The 16,961-nt window shown below is 49.2% G+C and carries 16 protein-coding genes; 5 read left to right on the plus strand and 11 right to left on the minus strand.

Translation table 11 applies throughout. From position 1 onward, the window contains the following. Together VIM87_RS05285 and VIM87_RS05290 are read right to left on the minus strand one after the other, a co-directional pair. The coding region (locus VIM87_RS05285; protein ID WP_331995966.1) for an alpha-L-rhamnosidase N-terminal domain-containing protein at positions 1 to 766 on the minus strand (766 nt) is incomplete at its 3' end. A 125-nt stretch (positions 767 to 891) separates the two neighbouring features. After that, positions 892 to 1,251 (minus strand): hypothetical protein, encoded by a 360-nt coding sequence (locus tag VIM87_RS05290; RefSeq protein WP_331995967.1) that lies wholly within the window; start codon positions 1,249 to 1,251, stop codon positions 892 to 894. A gap of 119 nt (positions 1,252 to 1,370) precedes the next feature. On the opposite strand from VIM87_RS05290, the gene VIM87_RS05295 reads away from it, so the two are divergent. Further along, positions 1,371 to 2,702 (plus strand): cytochrome ubiquinol oxidase subunit I, encoded by a 1,332-nt coding sequence (locus VIM87_RS05295; protein ID WP_331995968.1) that lies wholly within the window; start codon positions 1,371 to 1,373, stop codon positions 2,700 to 2,702. Between the two features lie 2 nt (positions 2,703 to 2,704). Beyond that, the gene (locus VIM87_RS05300) at positions 2,705 to 3,718 is read left to right on the plus strand and encodes a cytochrome d ubiquinol oxidase subunit II (protein WP_331995969.1); all 1,014 of its coding nucleotides are present in this window, start codon (positions 2,705 to 2,707) and stop codon (positions 3,716 to 3,718) included. A gap of 6 nt (positions 3,719 to 3,724) precedes the next feature. On the opposite strand, the gene VIM87_RS05305 is transcribed toward VIM87_RS05300, so the two are convergent. The 3 genes from VIM87_RS05305 to VIM87_RS05315 all read right to left on the minus strand — a co-directional run bounded on the left by VIM87_RS05305 (position 3,725) and on the right by VIM87_RS05315 (position 7,431). Beyond that, positions 3,725 to 4,336, minus strand: coding sequence for a Crp/Fnr family transcriptional regulator (locus VIM87_RS05305; protein ID WP_331995970.1), 612 nt, complete (start codon positions 4,334 to 4,336; stop codon positions 3,725 to 3,727). 161 nt (positions 4,337 to 4,497) lie between these two features. Then, positions 4,498 to 6,585, minus strand: a complete 2,088-nt coding sequence (locus VIM87_RS05310) for an LTA synthase family protein (protein ID WP_331995971.1) — start codon at positions 6,583 to 6,585, stop codon at positions 4,498 to 4,500. A gap of 84 nt (positions 6,586 to 6,669) precedes the next feature. Next, positions 6,670 to 7,431, minus strand: a complete 762-nt coding sequence (locus tag VIM87_RS05315; RefSeq protein WP_331995972.1) for a DUF72 domain-containing protein — start codon at positions 7,429 to 7,431, stop codon at positions 6,670 to 6,672. A 113-nt stretch (positions 7,432 to 7,544) separates the two neighbouring features. Between VIM87_RS05315 and VIM87_RS05320 the strand changes: the two genes are divergently transcribed. Beyond that, positions 7,545 to 8,789, plus strand: coding sequence for a geranylgeranyl reductase family protein (locus VIM87_RS05320; RefSeq protein ID WP_331995973.1), 1,245 nt, complete (start codon positions 7,545 to 7,547; stop codon positions 8,787 to 8,789). A 3-nt stretch (positions 8,790 to 8,792) separates the two neighbouring features. On the opposite strand, the gene VIM87_RS05325 is transcribed toward VIM87_RS05320, so the two are convergent. Next, positions 8,793 to 9,371 (minus strand): Crp/Fnr family transcriptional regulator, encoded by a 579-nt coding sequence (locus VIM87_RS05325; RefSeq protein WP_331995974.1) that lies wholly within the window; start codon positions 9,369 to 9,371, stop codon positions 8,793 to 8,795. A 43-nt stretch (positions 9,372 to 9,414) separates the two neighbouring features. On the opposite strand from VIM87_RS05325, the gene VIM87_RS05330 reads away from it, so the two are divergent. Further along, positions 9,415 to 10,041 carry a chloramphenicol acetyltransferase gene (locus VIM87_RS05330; protein WP_331995975.1) on the plus strand — a complete coding sequence of 209 codons (627 nt, stop codon included), beginning with the start codon at positions 9,415 to 9,417 and terminating at the stop codon, positions 10,039 to 10,041. Between the two features lie 2 nt (positions 10,042 to 10,043). On the opposite strand, the gene VIM87_RS05335 is transcribed toward VIM87_RS05330, so the two are convergent. Next, on the minus strand, positions 10,044 to 11,018 hold the full coding sequence (locus VIM87_RS05335; protein ID WP_331995976.1) for a DUF6528 family protein: 975 nt from the start codon (positions 11,016 to 11,018) through the stop codon (positions 10,044 to 10,046). 185 nt (positions 11,019 to 11,203) lie between these two features. On the opposite strand from VIM87_RS05335, the gene VIM87_RS05340 reads away from it, so the two are divergent. Then, entirely contained in the window at positions 11,204 to 13,558 is a 2,355-nt protein-coding gene (locus tag VIM87_RS05340; protein WP_331995977.1) for an ABC transporter permease, read from the plus strand. Positions 13,559 to 13,704: 146 nt separating this feature from the next. Here VIM87_RS05340 and VIM87_RS05345 read toward each other — a convergent pair whose 3' ends face one another. The 4 genes from VIM87_RS05345 to VIM87_RS05360 all read right to left on the minus strand — a co-directional run. Then, positions 13,705 to 14,244 carry a DUF1349 domain-containing protein gene (locus tag VIM87_RS05345; protein ID WP_331995978.1) on the minus strand — a complete coding sequence of 180 codons (540 nt, stop codon included), beginning with the start codon at positions 14,242 to 14,244 and terminating at the stop codon, positions 13,705 to 13,707. Positions 14,245 to 14,333: 89 nt separating this feature from the next. Next, entirely contained in the window at positions 14,334 to 15,473 is a 1,140-nt protein-coding gene (locus VIM87_RS05350; protein ID WP_331995979.1) for an MFS transporter, read from the minus strand. A 12-nt stretch (positions 15,474 to 15,485) separates the two neighbouring features. After that, positions 15,486 to 16,169, minus strand: coding sequence for an HAD family hydrolase (locus VIM87_RS05355; protein ID WP_331995980.1), 684 nt, complete (start codon positions 16,167 to 16,169; stop codon positions 15,486 to 15,488). A gap of 10 nt (positions 16,170 to 16,179) precedes the next feature. Further along, positions 16,180 to 16,961, minus strand: a 782-nt coding sequence (locus tag VIM87_RS05360; protein WP_331995981.1) for a zinc-binding dehydrogenase, incomplete at its 5' end; no start/stop codon positions are given.

The raw sequence follows: 16,961 nt of genomic DNA on the forward strand, positions 1-16,961 counted from the left end.
GGCAAAAGGCCGGCCTTGCGCGCCAGGGCGCCAGGTGAAAGTACCATACCGCGGTGGACTGGTGATTGTACCAGCCATTACCCAACAGTACGCCAATGGCATTATTCCCGTTTTGCAGCTGTGCTGTTACATCGTAGGTAACATAAAGCGTACGGCGGTCAAACCGTGTGTACATGGGATCCAGGCGGTGATTGCCGGTTTTACTGCCATTAATATACAGCTCATATAAGCCGGCTGCTGCAATATAGGCTCTTGCCGAACGGATCTGTTTTTTAATGTTAAAGGTATGCCGGAAATACGGCGCTGGTTTTTCAGCAATGCCTTTGCTGTCGCTGATCCAGGCGCCCTGCCAGTTACGCATATCCATCATGCCCGTTTCAAAGCTGCTGATGGCTGATGGGCTCATTTTTTTACCGCCCTGCCCCCACAACTGCACGCGCCAGTAATATTTGGTGAAAGGCTGCAGGGCTTTTCCATTATACGTTACCAGGCTGGCGGCTGATGTTACTTTTGCCGTGGTCCAGCTATCGCCTTTACCGGCAGCCACTGCGGCGGAGTCCGTGCCAATAGTAAGCTGGTAAGCGGTTTGCAAAGCCCCGCGGCTGCTATCTTCCAGCACCCAGGAAAATCTTGGATCAGGGTTATCTATTCCCAGCGGCTGGTAAAGGTGCTCACAGCTCAAATGGCTCACTTGTGCGTAACCGTTAGTAAGCAGCATGTTTGCTATTGCTGTAAACAGGAAGATCGTTAACTTTTTATTATTCATGGTGCCTATCTTATTACAAACCATTAAAGTAACATCTATCCTGTACTTTTTATAATTTTTTAATGAGCCATGGCAGCAGTTCTGTGCTGATGGTTTTTGCAATCGAGTGTATAACAATAGCTGCATTACCTGCCGGTAACCATAATGCGGCAATCGTCCAGCGCAGCATCCAGGTGAGGCTTTGCCATGGCCAGGTATTCTGCACTTTCCGTAATACGGTGAAAGCTGGAAAGGTCGGGGTATTGTGTAACAACAATCTCATCCCACTGCTCATCTTCCGGGGCCATCCAGGCGGCTTGTACCCTGCCAAGGAACAAGAGCGTCACCTGCTCCGCGGCGGTGATCTCTTTGAATGCACGAACATAGCGGTGGAAATAGATCTCCCGCCCCGAGCAGGGACCGCTGCCGGCAGCATTGCCGTAATCCGCATACTCCTTATAACGCAGTAAGCTCACTACATATACCGGGGCGTTGGCTGTTTGCATGATGCAAAGAACGGGGTTAACAAGGGCAATTAAGTTCAGGTAGTTTAACAAAACTGACACTTATCATATCTTCCTGGCCGCATTATTGATACTTTTGTGCCGGTTCAATCCTTTCCTTTATGGATAATTTTATTGCTGCCCGATCGCAGATGGCCTTGTCGCTTGGTTTTCACATCATTTTTGCCTGTATTGGCATGGTAATGCCTTTTTTTATGGCGGTAGCGCATTACATATGGCTTAAAACCGGCAACGAGGTGTACCGGGATATTACCAAGGCCTGGAGCAAGGGAGTAGCTATTTTCTTTGCCACCGGCGCGGTATCCGGTACGGTATTATCTTTTGAGCTGGGCCTGCTGTGGCCGAAGTTCATGGAACATGCAGGTCCTATTTTCGGCATGCCTTTTTCGCTGGAAGGCACGGCCTTTTTTATAGAAGCAATCGCGTTAGGATTCTTTTTATATGGCTGGAACCGCTTTAACCGCTGGTTCCATTGGTTCACCGGTGTAGTGGTAGGCGTTAGCGGGCTGGTATCCGGCATACTGGTGGTGGCCGCCAATGCCTGGATGAACAGTCCTGCCGGGTTTGACTATGTGAACGGGCAGTACCTGAACATTGACCCCATTAAGGCCATGCTTAATGATGCCTGGTTTTCCCAGGCCCTGCATATGTGTATTGCTGCATTTGCCTCCACGGGCTTTGCGGTAGCAGGCATCCATGCGCTGATGATCCTGCGCAAAAGCCATGTTACCTTTCATAAAAGAGCTTTCCGTATATCTGCAGTATTTGCCACAGTAGCGGCGCTGCTACAGCCCCTGAGCGGTGATATTTCCGCAAAGGATGTGGCCAAACGCCAGCCGGCCAAGCTGGCCGCCATGGAAGCGCATTTTAAAACAGAAGAGAAAGCAGCGCTGATCCTGGGCGGTATTCCGGATGAAAAAGAGAAAAAAGTAAACTACGCTATTGAGATCCCCGGTGCGCTAAGCTTTCTGGCGCATGGCAATTTCCATGCAGAGGTTACCGGGCTGGATCGGATCCCGGAAGAGGACCATCCGCCGGTAGCCGTTACCCACTACGCCTTCCAGGTAATGGTAGGCCTGGGAACTGTTATGATGCTGATCTCCGTATTGTATTATATCACCATCTGGAAAAAGAAAAGCTGGCTGGAAAAACGCTGGCTGCTGAAGCTTTTTGCCATTGCCACCCCTATGGGATTTATTGCTGTAGAAGCCGGGTGGACGGTAACAGAGGTAGGCCGGCAGCCCTGGATCATTTATGGTGTGATGCGTACGGCGCATGCCGTTACTCCTATGCCGGGTATTGCTTATTCCTTTTACATTTTTACGGCCGTATATATCTCCTTATCCTGCATTGTGGCGTTTTTGCTGTACCGGCAAATAAGCATGGTGGGTAAGTTATACGATCATTCTGTTGAACCAATCAATGCCATCTGACCATGCTGTACGTTGTTATTGTTTATCTCTGGGCGGCCATCCTCTTGTATCTGCTGTTAGGCGGGGCGGATTTTGGCGCCGGTATCATTGAATTCTTCACCTCGCGCAACAACCGTGGCCGCACCCGCAGAACCATGTACCAGGCCATTGGGCCGGTATGGGAAGCCAACCACATGTGGCTGATCATTACCATCGTGATCCTGTTCGTAGGGTTTCCAAAAATATACGCTACCTTATCCGTATACCTGCATATTCCGTTAACTGCCATGCTGCTGGGCATCATAGCCCGCGGTACTGCTTTCGTGTTCCGCAATTACGATGCGGTGAAGGATGATATGCAAAAAGTATACAACCGCATTTTTATTTATTCCAGCGTGATCACACCTTTTTTCCTGGGCATTATTGCTGCCAGCACGGTTTCCCGGAATGTGGATGTAATGGCGCAGGACTTTTTATCGGCTTACATTTTCAGCTGGCTTAACTGGTTCTCTGTAACCGTAGGATTATTCACCGTATGCATTTGCGGTTTCCTGGCGGCAGGTTATATTATCGGGGAAACCGACAGTGTTGAAGACCGGCAGTTCTTTGCCCGCAAAGCCAAGTGGATGATCGTATCTGCCGTGTTATGCGGAGCGTTGGTATTCCTTGCATCCATTAAAGAAAATGTTCCGCTGGCAGAATGGGTGTTTGGCGAGGCGCCCGGCATTTTTGCCATTGCAGCGGCCAGCTTGTCGTTACCTTTTCTGTGGTACGGGCTTACACACGGAAAAGCCATCATTGCGCGGCTGTTAGGCGGATTTGAAATTTGTATGATCCTGTTTGCGGTTACTTACCGCCACTTTCCCAATATTGTGCTGCTGAAAGGCGGCGGGCACCTTTCCCTTATTGAGCACCAGGGGCAGGAAAAAGCAATTGTATCCCTGGCCTGGGCACTGCTGATAGGCAGCATCTTCATTTTGCCGGCATTGGGTTACCTGATGTATAGTTTTGAAAAGAAAAAACCGCGTGAAGCCTGAAAAGGCTTACAGCTTATGGATCTCATTGGCCGGTAAACCGGCAGCGGGCAACAGCTTTTTACGCAGCATACTTAAGAACACGGGCGTAATACCCAGGTAAGAGGCAATATGCTTTTGTGCAATTCTTTGCTCCAGGCCGGGATAGCGCCGCTGGAACTGCGCATAGCGCTCCTCTGCCCTAAGCGACAGGGCAGCTGTCATACGCCGCTGGTAAAGGATAAACCCGTTCTGTGTAAGAATGCGGAAGAAGCGTTCAAACTTTGGGATCTTTTCATACAACATTTCCAGTGTATCCAGCCGGAGCCAGAAAACAGTGGTATCCTCCAATGCATCTATGGTATAAATGGCTGGTGTTTGGGAATAAAAGCTGGCAATATCCACTGCCCACCAGTTTTCAGGACTAAAGGAAATAATGTGCGCTTTGCCTGCTTCATCTGTATTGTACAAACGCAGGCAGCCTTTTACAACAAAGTAAATGCACCTGCATACTTCGCCGCTTTTTAACAGCACGCTGTTCTTTTTTACCTGCTTTTGCTGCAGCAATGATCTTACATATTCGGTTTCCGCCGGATCTAATGTAATGTGCTTTGCAAAATTAGCCAGTATCAGATCATCCATCTTTAATATATGCTGCCTGAAATATAGTGAAACTTCAGCATTGGGCGGCAAAGCCTGCCATGATCGTTTGTTATGAACATTTACTTATGCAAAGTAACAGGCTGTTAAGGAGAATAAAATTAAAGTAGTTTAACAAAATGCGCCTGCGGAAAGCCTGGTTATTACTCCGATTGCTTTTTATGTTTCAGCAGCCAGCTAATGCTCTGGTAATAAGCGATGGCCTCTGTGGTAAGCGTATCATTCAATGGCACGGCCGCAGCATCACCGGTTGCCAGGTCCGGTACGTACTCGCTCAGCTTTCTTACGGGCGATTGTATCACCAGCCTGCCCTTGCGTAAATACCCCAGGCCCTGGTAGGTGCTGATGAAGGCGCGTTGTTTTTCCGGAGGCATGTTCAGCACGTCCAGCCCAAAAAATTTAGAGCGGTACCGGAGCTTCAATAATCCCAGGATGGTGGGCGCTACATCTATCTGCGCCGTGAGCGTATTCACCCGCTGCGGCGCTAACCATTTGGGCGCGTAAATGAGCATGGGAATATGGTAACCGGTTACCGGCAGCTCAACGCTACCGGCACTGCCGGCGCAATGGTCTGCTACAATTACAAACAGGGTACTGTCGAACCATTTTTTATGGCGGGCTTCCTGCAGAAACCTGTTGATGGCATAATCCGTATACTTAACAGCGCCTTCCCTTATTTGCATGGATGGGGGAATATCGATCCTTCCGGCGGGATAGGTGAACGGGCGGTGGTTGCTGACCGTCATAATATGTGCAAAAAAGGGTTTGCCGGCAGCGTTGTTGCCATCCAGCACATGAAGCGCCAGGGTGAACAGGTCTTCATCCGCTACGCCCCAGATGTTCTGGTAATGCTCCCGGCCTTTGGGTATGGCCGAGCGGTCGATCACGGTATAACCATTACCACCGAAAAAAGTTTTCATGTTATCGAAATAGCTGTACCCGCCGTACAGGTATTGGGTGGTATACCCTTTGGAACGTAATACGCTGCCGAGGGAAAACAGGTGGGCATTATGCGGCCGCTTTACAATGCTTTGGCCCGGTGTGGGCGGTATGGAAAGCGATAAGGCCTCCAGTCCGCGTACAGTGCGCGTTCCGGAGGAATACAGCTGCGTAAAGAGCAGGCTTTGCTGCGCCAGCGAATCCAGGTAAGGCGTTATATTTTTGGTGCCGCCAAAAGCCTGCATGAAATCAGCGCTCAGGCTTTCCACGCTGATCAGCACTACATTCAGCTTCCTTTCCGGTTCCGCATAGGTAATATCCCTTTCAATGCTATAGGGATCGTTGCTTACAAAATGGCTGTTAGGTACCTGCAGCTGCTGCCGTAATACCTTAAAAGCAGTAACATCCGGCAATGTTTGATAGAATTTATAAAAGTCCAGCTCATTCTGGTTAAAAGCAGTGGCAAATTCATAAAGGCCATTGCCGGCTAAGGAATTGGCGTATTCATTACGGCTAAAATGCCGCCATTGCTCCTGCAGCGCGTAATACAGCAGCAGCGGGGCCAGTAACAGGCTTATAGCCAGTAAAGAGCGTTTGGCAAAAGGCAAAGGCAGCTGCACGCTGTTGCGCACCGGCCGCCTGAAAAGCACTGCGATCAGCAGGGATAAAACTATCAGTGTAGTGATGATAGCAGTAACCGGGTACGATTCTGAAATATTGCCCAGCACCTCCGTGGTGTATACCAGGTAGTCAACGGCAATGAAATTATACCGGCTGTAAAACTCCTGCCAGAAGAACCACTCGCTTACTGCATTCAGCAGCATCAGAAAAACCACCAGCGAAAGCCCGGCAAACAGCACCGTCGTTCGCCAGTAAAGCCGGAAACGGTAAGGCATAAAGAACAGGCACAGGTAAATGGCAAAGCGGATAGCAATGTACCATACCAGCGCCCTGTATACTTCCGGGCTGTAATCCCTGGGAATAAGATTGGTAAATAGTAATAGTACGAGCAGCCCGGTAAAGAAAAGGCAAACGAAAGGCGCCATACTTTTCCGGTACACCACATCATTCTGAAGCCACAGCTGCAATACAAAAGGAATAATAACAAAAGCGGCTACTGACAGATCATACAGCAATCCAATAAAAAAAAGCCCTGTAAGCTGCGCGGCCGTAATGCCGGGGGCCGGCGTGCTGATTAAAAGCGCTATGCGGGTAAGTACAGAAACCGCTAAGAACAAAACCGTGACCAGCCAGATGATTGAAAACCTGTTGCGAAAGATACCCTTACTCATGTCTGTTGTTTAAATCCGCTACAAATCTGGGGGGCAATTCTGTGCGAATTTGGGAGAAAGGGTAATTTTTCCGCGGAATGGGTATCAAAGCTGCGCCACCAAACCGTTCAGGGTCATCAAATTGGGAATAGCATCTCCAATAGTGTTATTGAAATAAACATATACCTCCTTCCCTTCCTGCATCCAGGTTTTGATCTGCTTTGCCTGTTCCTGCAAATGGCTATCAGTATAGCCACCCTTATAATCCCCTGCCGGTCCGTGAAACCGGAGGTATACAAAGGGCGCCTGTTTATTTAGCCGTGTGTTCCTTGATTTTGGAATATCATGCAGCACAATGCTGCATGCATGCTCGTCTGCCAGCTCATACACCTCTCCTATATACCAGGATGGATGGCGGAATTCCAATGCTACCTTCCACCCATGGGAAGGGTCTATACTTTGCAGCAGCTCAAGCAATTGCTCCACCCCGCCATATTTATCAATAGTTAAAGAGGGCGGGAATTGTATGAGCAGGCATCCCTTTTTAGTGCCGGCGGCGCTGATCACGTCCATAAAGCGCAGCACCTGTTGCGGGTCGTACACAAATCCTTTGGCATGGGTGATCTCTCTCCACAGCTTAAAAGTAAAAACAAAGCGCTCCGGCACACTGGCTGCCCATTTGCCTACCGTGGCTGCCTGCGGCACTTTGTAAAAGGAGCTGTTTATTTCTATACTATTAAACAGGGAGCTGTAATAGGTAAGCCGGCTTTTATCCCGGAACGCTGGTGGAAATGCCTTTTTATTGGGTACCGGCAGTACCAGGCCGCTGGTGCCGGACCAGTATTTGCCCTGGGCTATATGGGTCATGGCTGCTCTTTGCAGGCATAACATGCAAAAATGCAACCACTTCTAACCGGGGAATTGTGCCGCTCTGAAGATAAATTGTTACTTTAGAAGCGATTACAACCTCCATTCTATCAATGCCGATTATAAAAACGGATATCTGCATCATAGGCGCCGGCCCGGCCGGTGCTACGGCTGCGCTGCAGCTTGCTTACAGCGGCGTGCCCTGTGTAATTATTGATAAAGCGGTTTTTCCGCGCGATAAAGTGTGCGGCGATGGGCTGAGCGGAAAAGTGCTTACCCTGCTGGGCCGCATTGATCCCGGTATTGCCGCCCGCCTGCTGGCAGCCTCGTTCAAGCTGGATAGCTGGGGCGTTAACTTTGTAGCCGCCAACCGTATGGGCATTAACATCCCTTACAAAGCAGGTTATCAGAAAGCGCCCGGGGAGCCGCGTGGTTTTGTATGCAAACGCATGGTCTTTGACAACTTCCTGGTAGATGAGCTAAAACGCTGCCCGCAGGTACAGCTGATAGAAGGCGTGAACATTACCAAACACACCCTGGAAGCCGACGGGTATTTGCTGGGCAATGCCGGCGGCGATGTACAGGTAAAAGCCAAACTGGTTATTGCGGCTAACGGCGCTTATTCCTCCTTTACCAAAGAAGTGGCTAATATTCATATGGAGCCGGAACATTATGTAGCCGGTATACGGGCGTATTATAAGAACATATCCGGTATTCACCCCGATAATTTGATAGAGCTGCATTTCCTGAAGAACATTTTGCCTGGTTACTTCTGGATCTTTCCCCTGCCTAATGGGGAGGCTAATGTAGGTGTAGGCATGCTTAGCAGCTCCCTGCGCAAAAAAAAGGTAAACCTGAAACAGCTGCTGCAGGATACGGTAACAAAAGATCCGGAAATGAAGGCGCGTTTTAAAGATGCCGTGTTAATGGGTACTATAGATGGTTACGGGCTTCCGCTGGGAAGTAAGAAACGGGCGCTCTCCGGCGAGCGGTATATGCTTACCGGCGATGCGGCTTATCTTATAGATCCCTTTACCGGCGAAGGTATTGGCAATGCGCTTTATTCCGGAAGGATGGCAGCGGAACAGGCTATTGCTGCTATTGCTGCAGATGATTATTCCGCCGCTGCGCTGCGTGCGTATGATGCGCATGTGTACCGAGTGCTGGGGCCTGAATTAACCATGAGCGCCAAATTACAAAAGCTGATCAAATACCCCTGGATATTGAATATGCTCATGAAAATGGCTGCCCGCAATAAAGAGTTCCGCAACTTACTTACCAGCATGTTCCATGAGGTAGACATCCGCAAGAAATTAACACAGCCCATGTTTTACCTCAGGCTGCTGTTTAGCCGCTAGTATTTATTTGAGGTTTTTTAAAGCCCGGTTCAGGCTTCTTATGGTAACGCCCAGGTAGGCGGCCATATCTTCTTTGGAAATGGTGATATTTTGCTGGGCCTGCAGCTCCAGCAGCCTGGCTAAGCCACTCTCCACCGTATACAATTGCTGGAAAGATGCGCGGGTGCTGGTATTGATGATACGCTCTGCAAATTCACCCAACAGCAATTTATTAAACTCAAAGTTTTCATTCATTAAAGACTTAAAAAAAGGAATGGAAACAAGATAGGCCTTTACCGGTGTAATGGCCTGAATGCTGCAAAGGCATTTTATGTTCCGGATCACTTCAATGTCGCCTAAGGTCTCCCCTTCCCCTAAAAATTCTACGATGTAATCCTTATCATTTTCTTCGCTCAGAAAACATTTGGTAATGCCTTCCTTAATGACCAGGGTTCTGGCTACCTGCTGCCCCTGTTGTAAAAGGAACTGGCCGCTGGAGAAGTTTTTAAGCTGTATGTTCTCTTTGCGTTCATGCGCTTTATACAGATCGTCAATGAAAGACAGAACAGAAGGATTGGTACGTATCATATCGCATTGGGACAAATGTCCCGTTTTACAGATGCAGGTTACCGATTTTTGCTACAAGATGAAAACAAAAATAGACATTGAAAGCTGGAACCGGAAGGATCACTTCCGCTTTTTTTCACAATTTGAGGAGCCCTTCTTCGGCGTAACTGTGCAGCTGGACTGTACAAAAGCATACCAGGATGCAAAGGCCGGGGACCGGTCATTTTTCCTGTATTATCTATACCGCGCATTAAAGGCTGCTAATGAAACGGAACCTTTCTGCTACCGTATTATTGACAAAGAAGTGTTCCGGTTTGATGCAGTGAACGCTGCCCCTACCATTAACCGGGGCAATGGAACCTTCGGCTTTTCCTATATGGATTATAACAAGAATGAAGACCTGTTTTACAGGAACGCCCGGGAAGTTATTCAGGCCACGCAGCAGTCGGAAGGGCTGGTGCCTGCGGTTTCCGGGGAAAATGTTATTCATTTTTCTGCAGTGCCCTGGCTGAATTTTACCTCCGTTTCCCATGCGCGGAGCTTTACCTTCCCCGACAGCTGCCCTAAAATATCTTTTGGAAAGATAACGGAACAAAACGGGCAAAGGACCATGCCGGTATCTATACACGTGCATCATGCTTTGATGGACGGGTATCATGTAGGCCTGTTCGTGGAAAAATACCAGGCGTTAATGAACGGCGAATAGCCTTACCGGCATTGCGTTATATGATGCCCGGCCGGGTAGCTGAAGGTGTTATTAATGAACCAGCGTGCCTTATATATTTTAAGCCCGCTTTGGCGGAAAACGGTATTGCCTTTGGCATCCAGCACCTCGTCCGTCCACCAGCTGGTTTTAGGCCGGATCACGATCACCGGCCATGCTGCTTCGCCGGACGATACACTTTTAATATTCACCTGCATCACATTGGCCTGTGTTACCTGCTTTGTAGCTGTATTGATAGTATATACGTTAGTGGTGTTAGTGAGCCACAAAACATTTTTGCCATGTACGGGGAACAGGTCATGCGCTTCTGTGCCTGGAAGGTCCACAGAATCCCGCAGCGTTAATGCCGGCTGTGTGCAGCTGAAGTTATAGGTGAAGGTGAGCAGCTTGTTCATAGCGGCCGTCCACAATACCTGGCGCTGCTGGTCCCATACTACGTTGTGTCCGAAAGCAACAGTGTAATTCCGGTGGTACACCTGCTCCGGCGCCAGTGTGGTATCCACCTTAAAAAGTGTGAGGTAGTTACCGGTGCTGGATGCGCTCACAATATTGCCATCCGGCAGCAGCTCGGCGGAATGGGTATTGCCACCGGCATAAGCGTAGAACACGGTTTTCTTATCGGCAATGCGCACCAATGCCACACCGCCGCCGGATGCGGTTACCAGCAGGTATTTGCCGTTATATACCGGCTTTACATCGCTGGTGTTGCTGAACCATTTTACATGCGCCGGTTTTACATTGGATTGTTCGGGGCGCCATTCCCATATGATCTGTTGGGTGTTTACATCGGCAATGGCTGCACGGTTATGCAATTGTTCCGCCAGCACAATACATTGCTTACAATCTGCTACACTCATCGCGGGCTTAGTGGCGCTGGTATCCAGGGGGCTTGCTTTACCCATGCCGGCAGCTATGCAAAATAAACCACTGCATAAGAGCCGGCTCCAAATTCCTTTCATATCATTCATGCTTATAGTTTCCGGGGGCTAAAGATAATGTTCAGCCGCTATTCAACCGCAGCATCTTTGTCCGGTAATGAACACTGCTGTAACGGAAATGAACATGCCTGAACCGGCAGGCTATTGTTTTTCAATGGTTTAGAGCACAGGTACTGTATTTGTTGCTGCTGCTGCAAATCCATCCCATGTTTAAAAGTTTTATCCGTTCTACCTTCCGCCATCTCTGGAAAAATAAAACTTACAGTTTTCTAAACATCTTTGGCCTGGCCATTGGTATTGTTTGCGCCGCCTTCATCTTTTTATGGATTGAGGATGAGCTGCATTTTGACAGCCAGTACGCTAAAAAGGATCGGCTGTACATGGTACTTACCAACCAAACCTATGATGGCAAAACCCGTGCTTTCCGGTCGTCCCCTGCTAAACTGGCCGCTGCGATGAAAACAGAAATACCCGGCGTGGTGAACACCGCCCGGGTGAGTGGCTTGAAATCGGTGTTCAGCGTTGGCGAAAAGGCCATCAGCGAAAACGGCTGTTATACGGATGCCGCCTTCTTTGAGATGATGGGCCTGCAATTCCTGGAAGGCACGGCAAAAAATGCATTCAGGGATGTATCGTCCGTTGTGGTTACAGAAGATATGGCCAAACGTTTTTTCGGCAGTGCGGCGAATGCAATGGGCAAATCATTGCAGATGGAACATAAGGAAACCGTAGTAATAACCGGTGTGATTAAGAATTTTGCGCCCAACTCCACTATACAGTTTTCCTGTATGGTGCCGTTCAACATTGCCTCTAACCAGCATGACTATTACGAAAGCTGGGGCGGTAATTCAGTGAATACTTATGTGGAGCTGTCGCCCAGGGCAAACCTGGCAGCGGTGAGCAAGCAGCTGTCGGGCCTTATACGCAGCAAGGATCCGGATGCGGGCGCTGTACCTTTCCTGTTTGCCATGAACGACTGGCGCCTGCGCGGCGAGTTCCCGGATGGCGTACAAAAAGGCGGCCGCATTGTATATGTGCGTATGTTCTCCATTATTGCGTGGATCATTTTGCTGATAGCCTGCATCAACTTCATGAACCTGGCTACCGCACGCAGTGAAAAGCGGGCCCGCGAAGTAGGTGTACGCAAAGTAATGGGCGCCGGCAAACAGCTGCTGGCTTTACAGTTCATTGGAGAGGCCATCTGTATGGCGCTGCTCTCGGCCCTGATTGCAGTTATATTCATGTATATAATGCTGCCGGGTTTTAACATGCTGGTAGAAAAGAAATTAACACTTGGGTTGTTACAGCCCGCACATGCCGGGTTCCTGCTGGGCATTGCCCTGCTATGCGGCCTGGTGGCAGGCAGCTACCCTTCCCTGTATCTTTCCTCCTTTAATCCCATAAAAGTGCTGAAAGGCATTAAGATGAAAGCCGGCAGCGCTGCCTACATCCGCAAAGGGCTGGTGGTGTTCCAGTTTGCCACTTCCATTGTGCTGATCGTAAGCACCATTGTTATTTACCAGCAGATCCGGCATGTTACGCACCGCGACCTGGGTTATGATAAGGACCATCTTATACAGGCGGAAGTGAAGGGCGATCTCTATAAACACTTTGCCGCCATAAAACAGGCGCTGCTGCAAACCGGCGTAGTAAAAAATGCCGGCCTGGCATCCACTGAAATGTTATACACCGGTAATAATGCTTCCGGCTTCTCGTGGGAGGGTAAAGATCCGCAAAGCGACATCCTGGTTTCTTTCCGTGATATTTCGCCCGACCTGCTCAGCACCTGGGGTATGCAGATAGTGGACGGACGCAGCTTTTACGATAATATAAAGAGCGACAGCGGCAATGTGATCATTACCGCATCCCTGGCACGCCTGATGGGCAAAGGCAGCGCTGTTGGCAAAACATTGCATTGGGGCGATGGCGTTTTTCATGTGGTAGGCGTGCTGAAAGATTTTGTATACGGCGATATGTACATGCAAAGCGATCCCGTTATATTTTTTAGCCGTACCGACAATGCAGAAAAGCTGCTGATACGCCTGAAACCGGATGCAGCACCGGAAGCCGCAATTGCCAAGATAAGCGCCGTAGTACAGCAGGCCGTTCCCGGCTATCCTTTCGATTACAAATTTGTGGATGACCAGTTCCAGGAATTTTTTAAAAGTGAACAGCTGGTAAGCAAACTATCACGGCTGTTTGCGCTGCTGGCCATTATTATTTCCTGCCTGGGCATTTTCGGACTGGCAGCTTATATGGCGGAAAGAAGGGTAAAGGAAATTGGCGTACGCAAAGTGCTGGGCGCAAGTGTAGCCAGCATCACTACCCTGCTTTCAAAAGACTTTTTACAGCTGGTGCTGCTGGCATCCTTTATAGCGATGCCTGTTGGCTGGTGGGTAATGGACCGCTGGCTGGAGGGATATGCTTATCACATAAATATAAGCGGCTGGGTGTTTGTGATGGCCGGCTGCGCATCGCTGCTGGTTGCGCTGATCACTATCAGCTTTCAATCGGTAAAAGCCGCGATGGCTAACCCGGTTAAAAGTTTGAAGTCGGAATAAAGGAATAATTAATAATTAAGAATTAATAATTAATAATCGCAGGAACAGTACTTCACTGAAATACATTTCCTGCACCAGCATAATCATAATAAAGAGGGCGATATTTCAATTGAAGTATCGCCTTCTTTATTATTAATTATTCATTATTAATTAATTCTTGTTACTGCAAACTCTTCAAATACCACCGTAAACTGCTGCTTACCCGGCGCTGCCGCCACTACGCCTATTTGCGCGGCTACGCCTGGCGGAAAATAAGCCAGGCGTAACATCTCATATTGTTTGCCATCAAAGGAATATTTTATTTCCACAAAATCACCTTTCCGTAACAGCGTGAGCCAAACAGCAGCCGGGCTGTCGTGCCGCGGAACTACCGACCAGTCGGACATTTCGCGGGTTACTACGGCGCTTACATTTTGCACGCCATCCACATACTCAATACCGGTTTTTATCCAGTTCTTTTCATCGATCCGGATCATTAAACCGGCCTGGTGGAACAGCTCCCGGTAATCCCCGCTGATCTTTACGCTGGCCTCAAAATCGCCTTCCTGCTCCCGGAAATAAAAAGGACCGTTATCCCGTATAAAACCATAATGGGTAACCCGCCAGTAATCGGTATCCGGGTCCACCGTTACCTGCAGCTTGTTTTCATTGCCGGACCATTTACCCGGCTCATTAAACCATTTCATCCGTTAATGTTTGGTTTTTTTATGGGTTGGATGGAACCTCGCATTAACATGCCTCTGTTTGAAAAAATGTATCATGCCCGGTTTCATAATTACTTCATTTTAGATGCCAGAAAAATAGTGCCGGTACCAAATAACGCGATCAGTGCAAATGACCAGCGCAGGTTCAGCGCTTCTGCAACAAAACCTATCAGCGGGGGACCTATCAGGAATCCCAGGAAACCTACGGTAGATACGGCTGCAATGGCCACACCCGGCGGTAATGTTTTGGATTTGCCTGCCAGCGCCAGCACCAGGGGTACAATAGATGAAACGCCGATGCCTACCAGCAGAAAACCCAGCGTAGCGGTATAAAGATCCGGAAAAAAAATAGCCAGCAGCAAACCTGTTGTGCTGATGATGCCTGCGCATTGCAGCACCTGCTTTACACCAAAGCGTGTTACGATACGGTCGGCCAGGAAACGCCCGCCGGCCATGGTACCCATAAAAGCAATATACCCTACGGTGGTTAATGATTCAGGTACCTGCACAACCTTCTGGAAGTAAACACCGCTCCAGTCAAACATAGTACCTTCTGTTACCAGGCTGGCAAAGGCTATTAATCCCAGCTGCAGGATCTGCCGGTCTGGTTTGGCAAAAAGCGGCTGCGCTTCCGCAGGGGCATCTTCCGGTAATAAATATTTCCAGCTGCCCAGCACCAGCAACCAGCAGGCAGCGCCAATGATCCAGAAATGCATAGCCACCGGCCAGTTCAGGTTTACTGCCAGCGTACCAATGCCTACGCCGGTAAAACCTGCCAGGCTCCATAAGCCGTGAAAAGAGGCCATTACAGAACGGCCGTATAAGGCCTCCACTCCTACTGCCTGCGTGTTCATGGCAATCTCAAATACGTTATTCATAAACCCGAACAGGAACAGGATGATCACCAGCTGCCAGATGTGAGTGGCCAGCCCTATCATACCCAATACAAAAGGGAAAATAAGCCCTGCGGCGATCAGCACCCGGCGGCTGCCCAGGCGGGTCACCATCCACCCGGATACGGGCAGGCTAACCATGAGGCCTATGGGTAGTGCAAACAATACGCTTCCCAGGCCCGCGTTGTTCAGGCCAAAATGCGCTTTTATATCATGAATACGGCAGGCCCAACTTGAATAAGTCAGGCCTGCAATAAAGAAAAAAATGCACACCGCTATGCGGTAGGTACGTTTTACATTCACCGTTAATGAAAGCATAAGCAGTTTTATTTACAGGCGTTCCGCATACAGCCCGATGTGCTGATACAGGTCGTCATAATCCGTGATCTTCACAATATCTTCCAGGTGCGCCAGCTTCTTATTGGCGATCCCTATGAATTGAATGCCCATGTCTTTGGTGGCCAGGTAATCCCAGTTGCCATCGCCCACATAGGTAATGTTGGCTAAGGCAAGCTCCTGCCCATGCGCCTCATTCATTTTACGGATGGTGTGGCCTATAATATCCTGCCTTGCCAGCGCATCCTGGGCAAAGGATGCGGCAGTACATCCATCAATATTAATGCCGGCACAGCGCAGCTTGAACAGCGCCGATTCCCGCCAGCCGCCGGTAGCCAGCCCTATGCTGATGTGCTGCTGCCGGCACAGGGTTGTTAGCACGCTGCCGGCTTTTTGGATCTCACGGATGCGCTCCGGTTTTTCTTCGTAGGCACGTTCCAGTAAGCTGCAAAAGTGTGCAATGAACTGTTCGCGCTCCTGCTCCGTAAACGTGCGGCCTTTTCTTTCCCGGAACAGCTGATCAATGATACCGGAGTCGGTAGTATTCTTATAGTACCCGTAATTGGTTTCAAAGTCGCGGAAGCCGAAGGTTTCTTCTATGGCGCGGGTATAACAATGATCGTCTATTTCAGTGGTATCGGTAAGCGTACCATCTATATCGAAAATAATATATTTCATGTGGGTGTGTTTAAGAAATGCGTATTACTGATTTAAGGCTGCTGATGTTGTTGCTCCTTTGCCGGGTGTGCAGATCGCAGCCCAGGTCTTTCACGGCTGCGTTGAAATTGCTAAGATCGTACTCATTGGTGATGATCTTGTGCAGCTCCAGCCGCCCGCTGTTGATCAGGTCTACTGCATGCCGGAAAGTATCCTGCGAATCAATTGAGCCGATGATGGAAATACTGCGGTCGGCAATTTCCCGCGGGTTAATGGTTTGCTGGTTGTTGCGCAGGCCCATGAGCGAGATCTTTCCACCGTCTGCAATGGCCTGGATGGATTTTTCCAGCAGGCTGGCAGTGGTGTCTATGATAAGATCATACTGATTTTTCTGCGGTATAAATGCAGGGGAAAGCGTCCAGCCTTTTGACAGCACATTGTTTTCTTCTATGAGCTTTATTCTTTGTTGGGATGCTTCGTAGATCACTCCTTCCTGGATGCCGTATTGTTTCAGGGCCAGGTAAAAAAGGAGCCCTATGGGACCGCCGCCCAGCACGGCTGTACGCATAAACGGCGTAACGGCCAGCTTCTTTACCGCGGTAAGCACACAGCTTAGCGGTTCGGATAAAGCGCCTTGTTCAAAAGGAACACCATCCTGCAGGGGGTAAATAAAACGCTGCGTGGTTTTAAAGAAACGGGTAAAGGTGCCGTCAATAGAAACGCCGGCTTCCGTGGTGGATTTTAACAGGCAGTGATTGCGCAAACCTTTACGGCAGTTCTCACAGTAACCGCAGTAATAGGTGGGGTCAATGA

It is taken from the genome of Chitinophaga sp., from assembly GCF_036569125.1.
In the GTDB taxonomy this organism is placed as follows: Bacteria; Bacteroidota; Bacteroidia; order Chitinophagales; family Chitinophagaceae; genus Chitinophaga.

Bases quoted from the DNA above. Each gene is read 5' to 3' on its own strand.
- VIM87_RS05355 (WP_331995980.1), bottom strand. From the start codon at position 16,169: ATGAAATATATTATTTTCGATATAGATGGTACGCTTACCGATACCACT.
- VIM87_RS05310 (WP_331995971.1), bottom strand. From the start codon at position 6,585: ATGAGTAAGGGTATCTTTCGCAACAGGTTTTCAATCATCTGGCTGGTC.
- VIM87_RS05345 (WP_331995978.1), bottom strand. From the start codon at position 14,244: ATGAAATGGTTTAATGAGCCGGGTAAATGGTCCGGCAATGAAAACAAG.
- VIM87_RS05350 (WP_331995979.1), bottom strand. From the start codon at position 15,473: ATGCTTTCATTAACGGTGAATGTAAAACGTACCTACCGCATAGCGGTG.
- VIM87_RS05340 (WP_331995977.1), top strand. From the start codon at position 11,204: ATGTTTAAAAGTTTTATCCGTTCTACCTTCCGCCATCTCTGGAAAAAT.
- VIM87_RS05290 (WP_331995967.1), bottom strand. From the start codon at position 1,251: ATGCAAACAGCCAACGCCCCGGTATATGTAGTGAGCTTACTGCGTTAT.
- VIM87_RS05295 (WP_331995968.1), top strand. From the start codon at position 1,371: ATGGATAATTTTATTGCTGCCCGATCGCAGATGGCCTTGTCGCTTGGT.
- VIM87_RS05320 (WP_331995973.1), top strand. From the start codon at position 7,545: ATGCCGATTATAAAAACGGATATCTGCATCATAGGCGCCGGCCCGGCC.
- VIM87_RS05315 (WP_331995972.1), bottom strand. From the start codon at position 7,431: ATGACCCATATAGCCCAGGGCAAATACTGGTCCGGCACCAGCGGCCTG.
- VIM87_RS05330 (WP_331995975.1), top strand. From the start codon at position 9,415: ATGAAAACAAAAATAGACATTGAAAGCTGGAACCGGAAGGATCACTTC.
- VIM87_RS05335 (WP_331995976.1), bottom strand. From the start codon at position 11,018: ATGAAAGGAATTTGGAGCCGGCTCTTATGCAGTGGTTTATTTTGCATA.
- VIM87_RS05300 (WP_331995969.1), top strand. From the start codon at position 2,705: ATGCTGTACGTTGTTATTGTTTATCTCTGGGCGGCCATCCTCTTGTAT.
- VIM87_RS05305 (WP_331995970.1), bottom strand. From the start codon at position 4,336: ATGGATGATCTGATACTGGCTAATTTTGCAAAGCACATTACATTAGAT.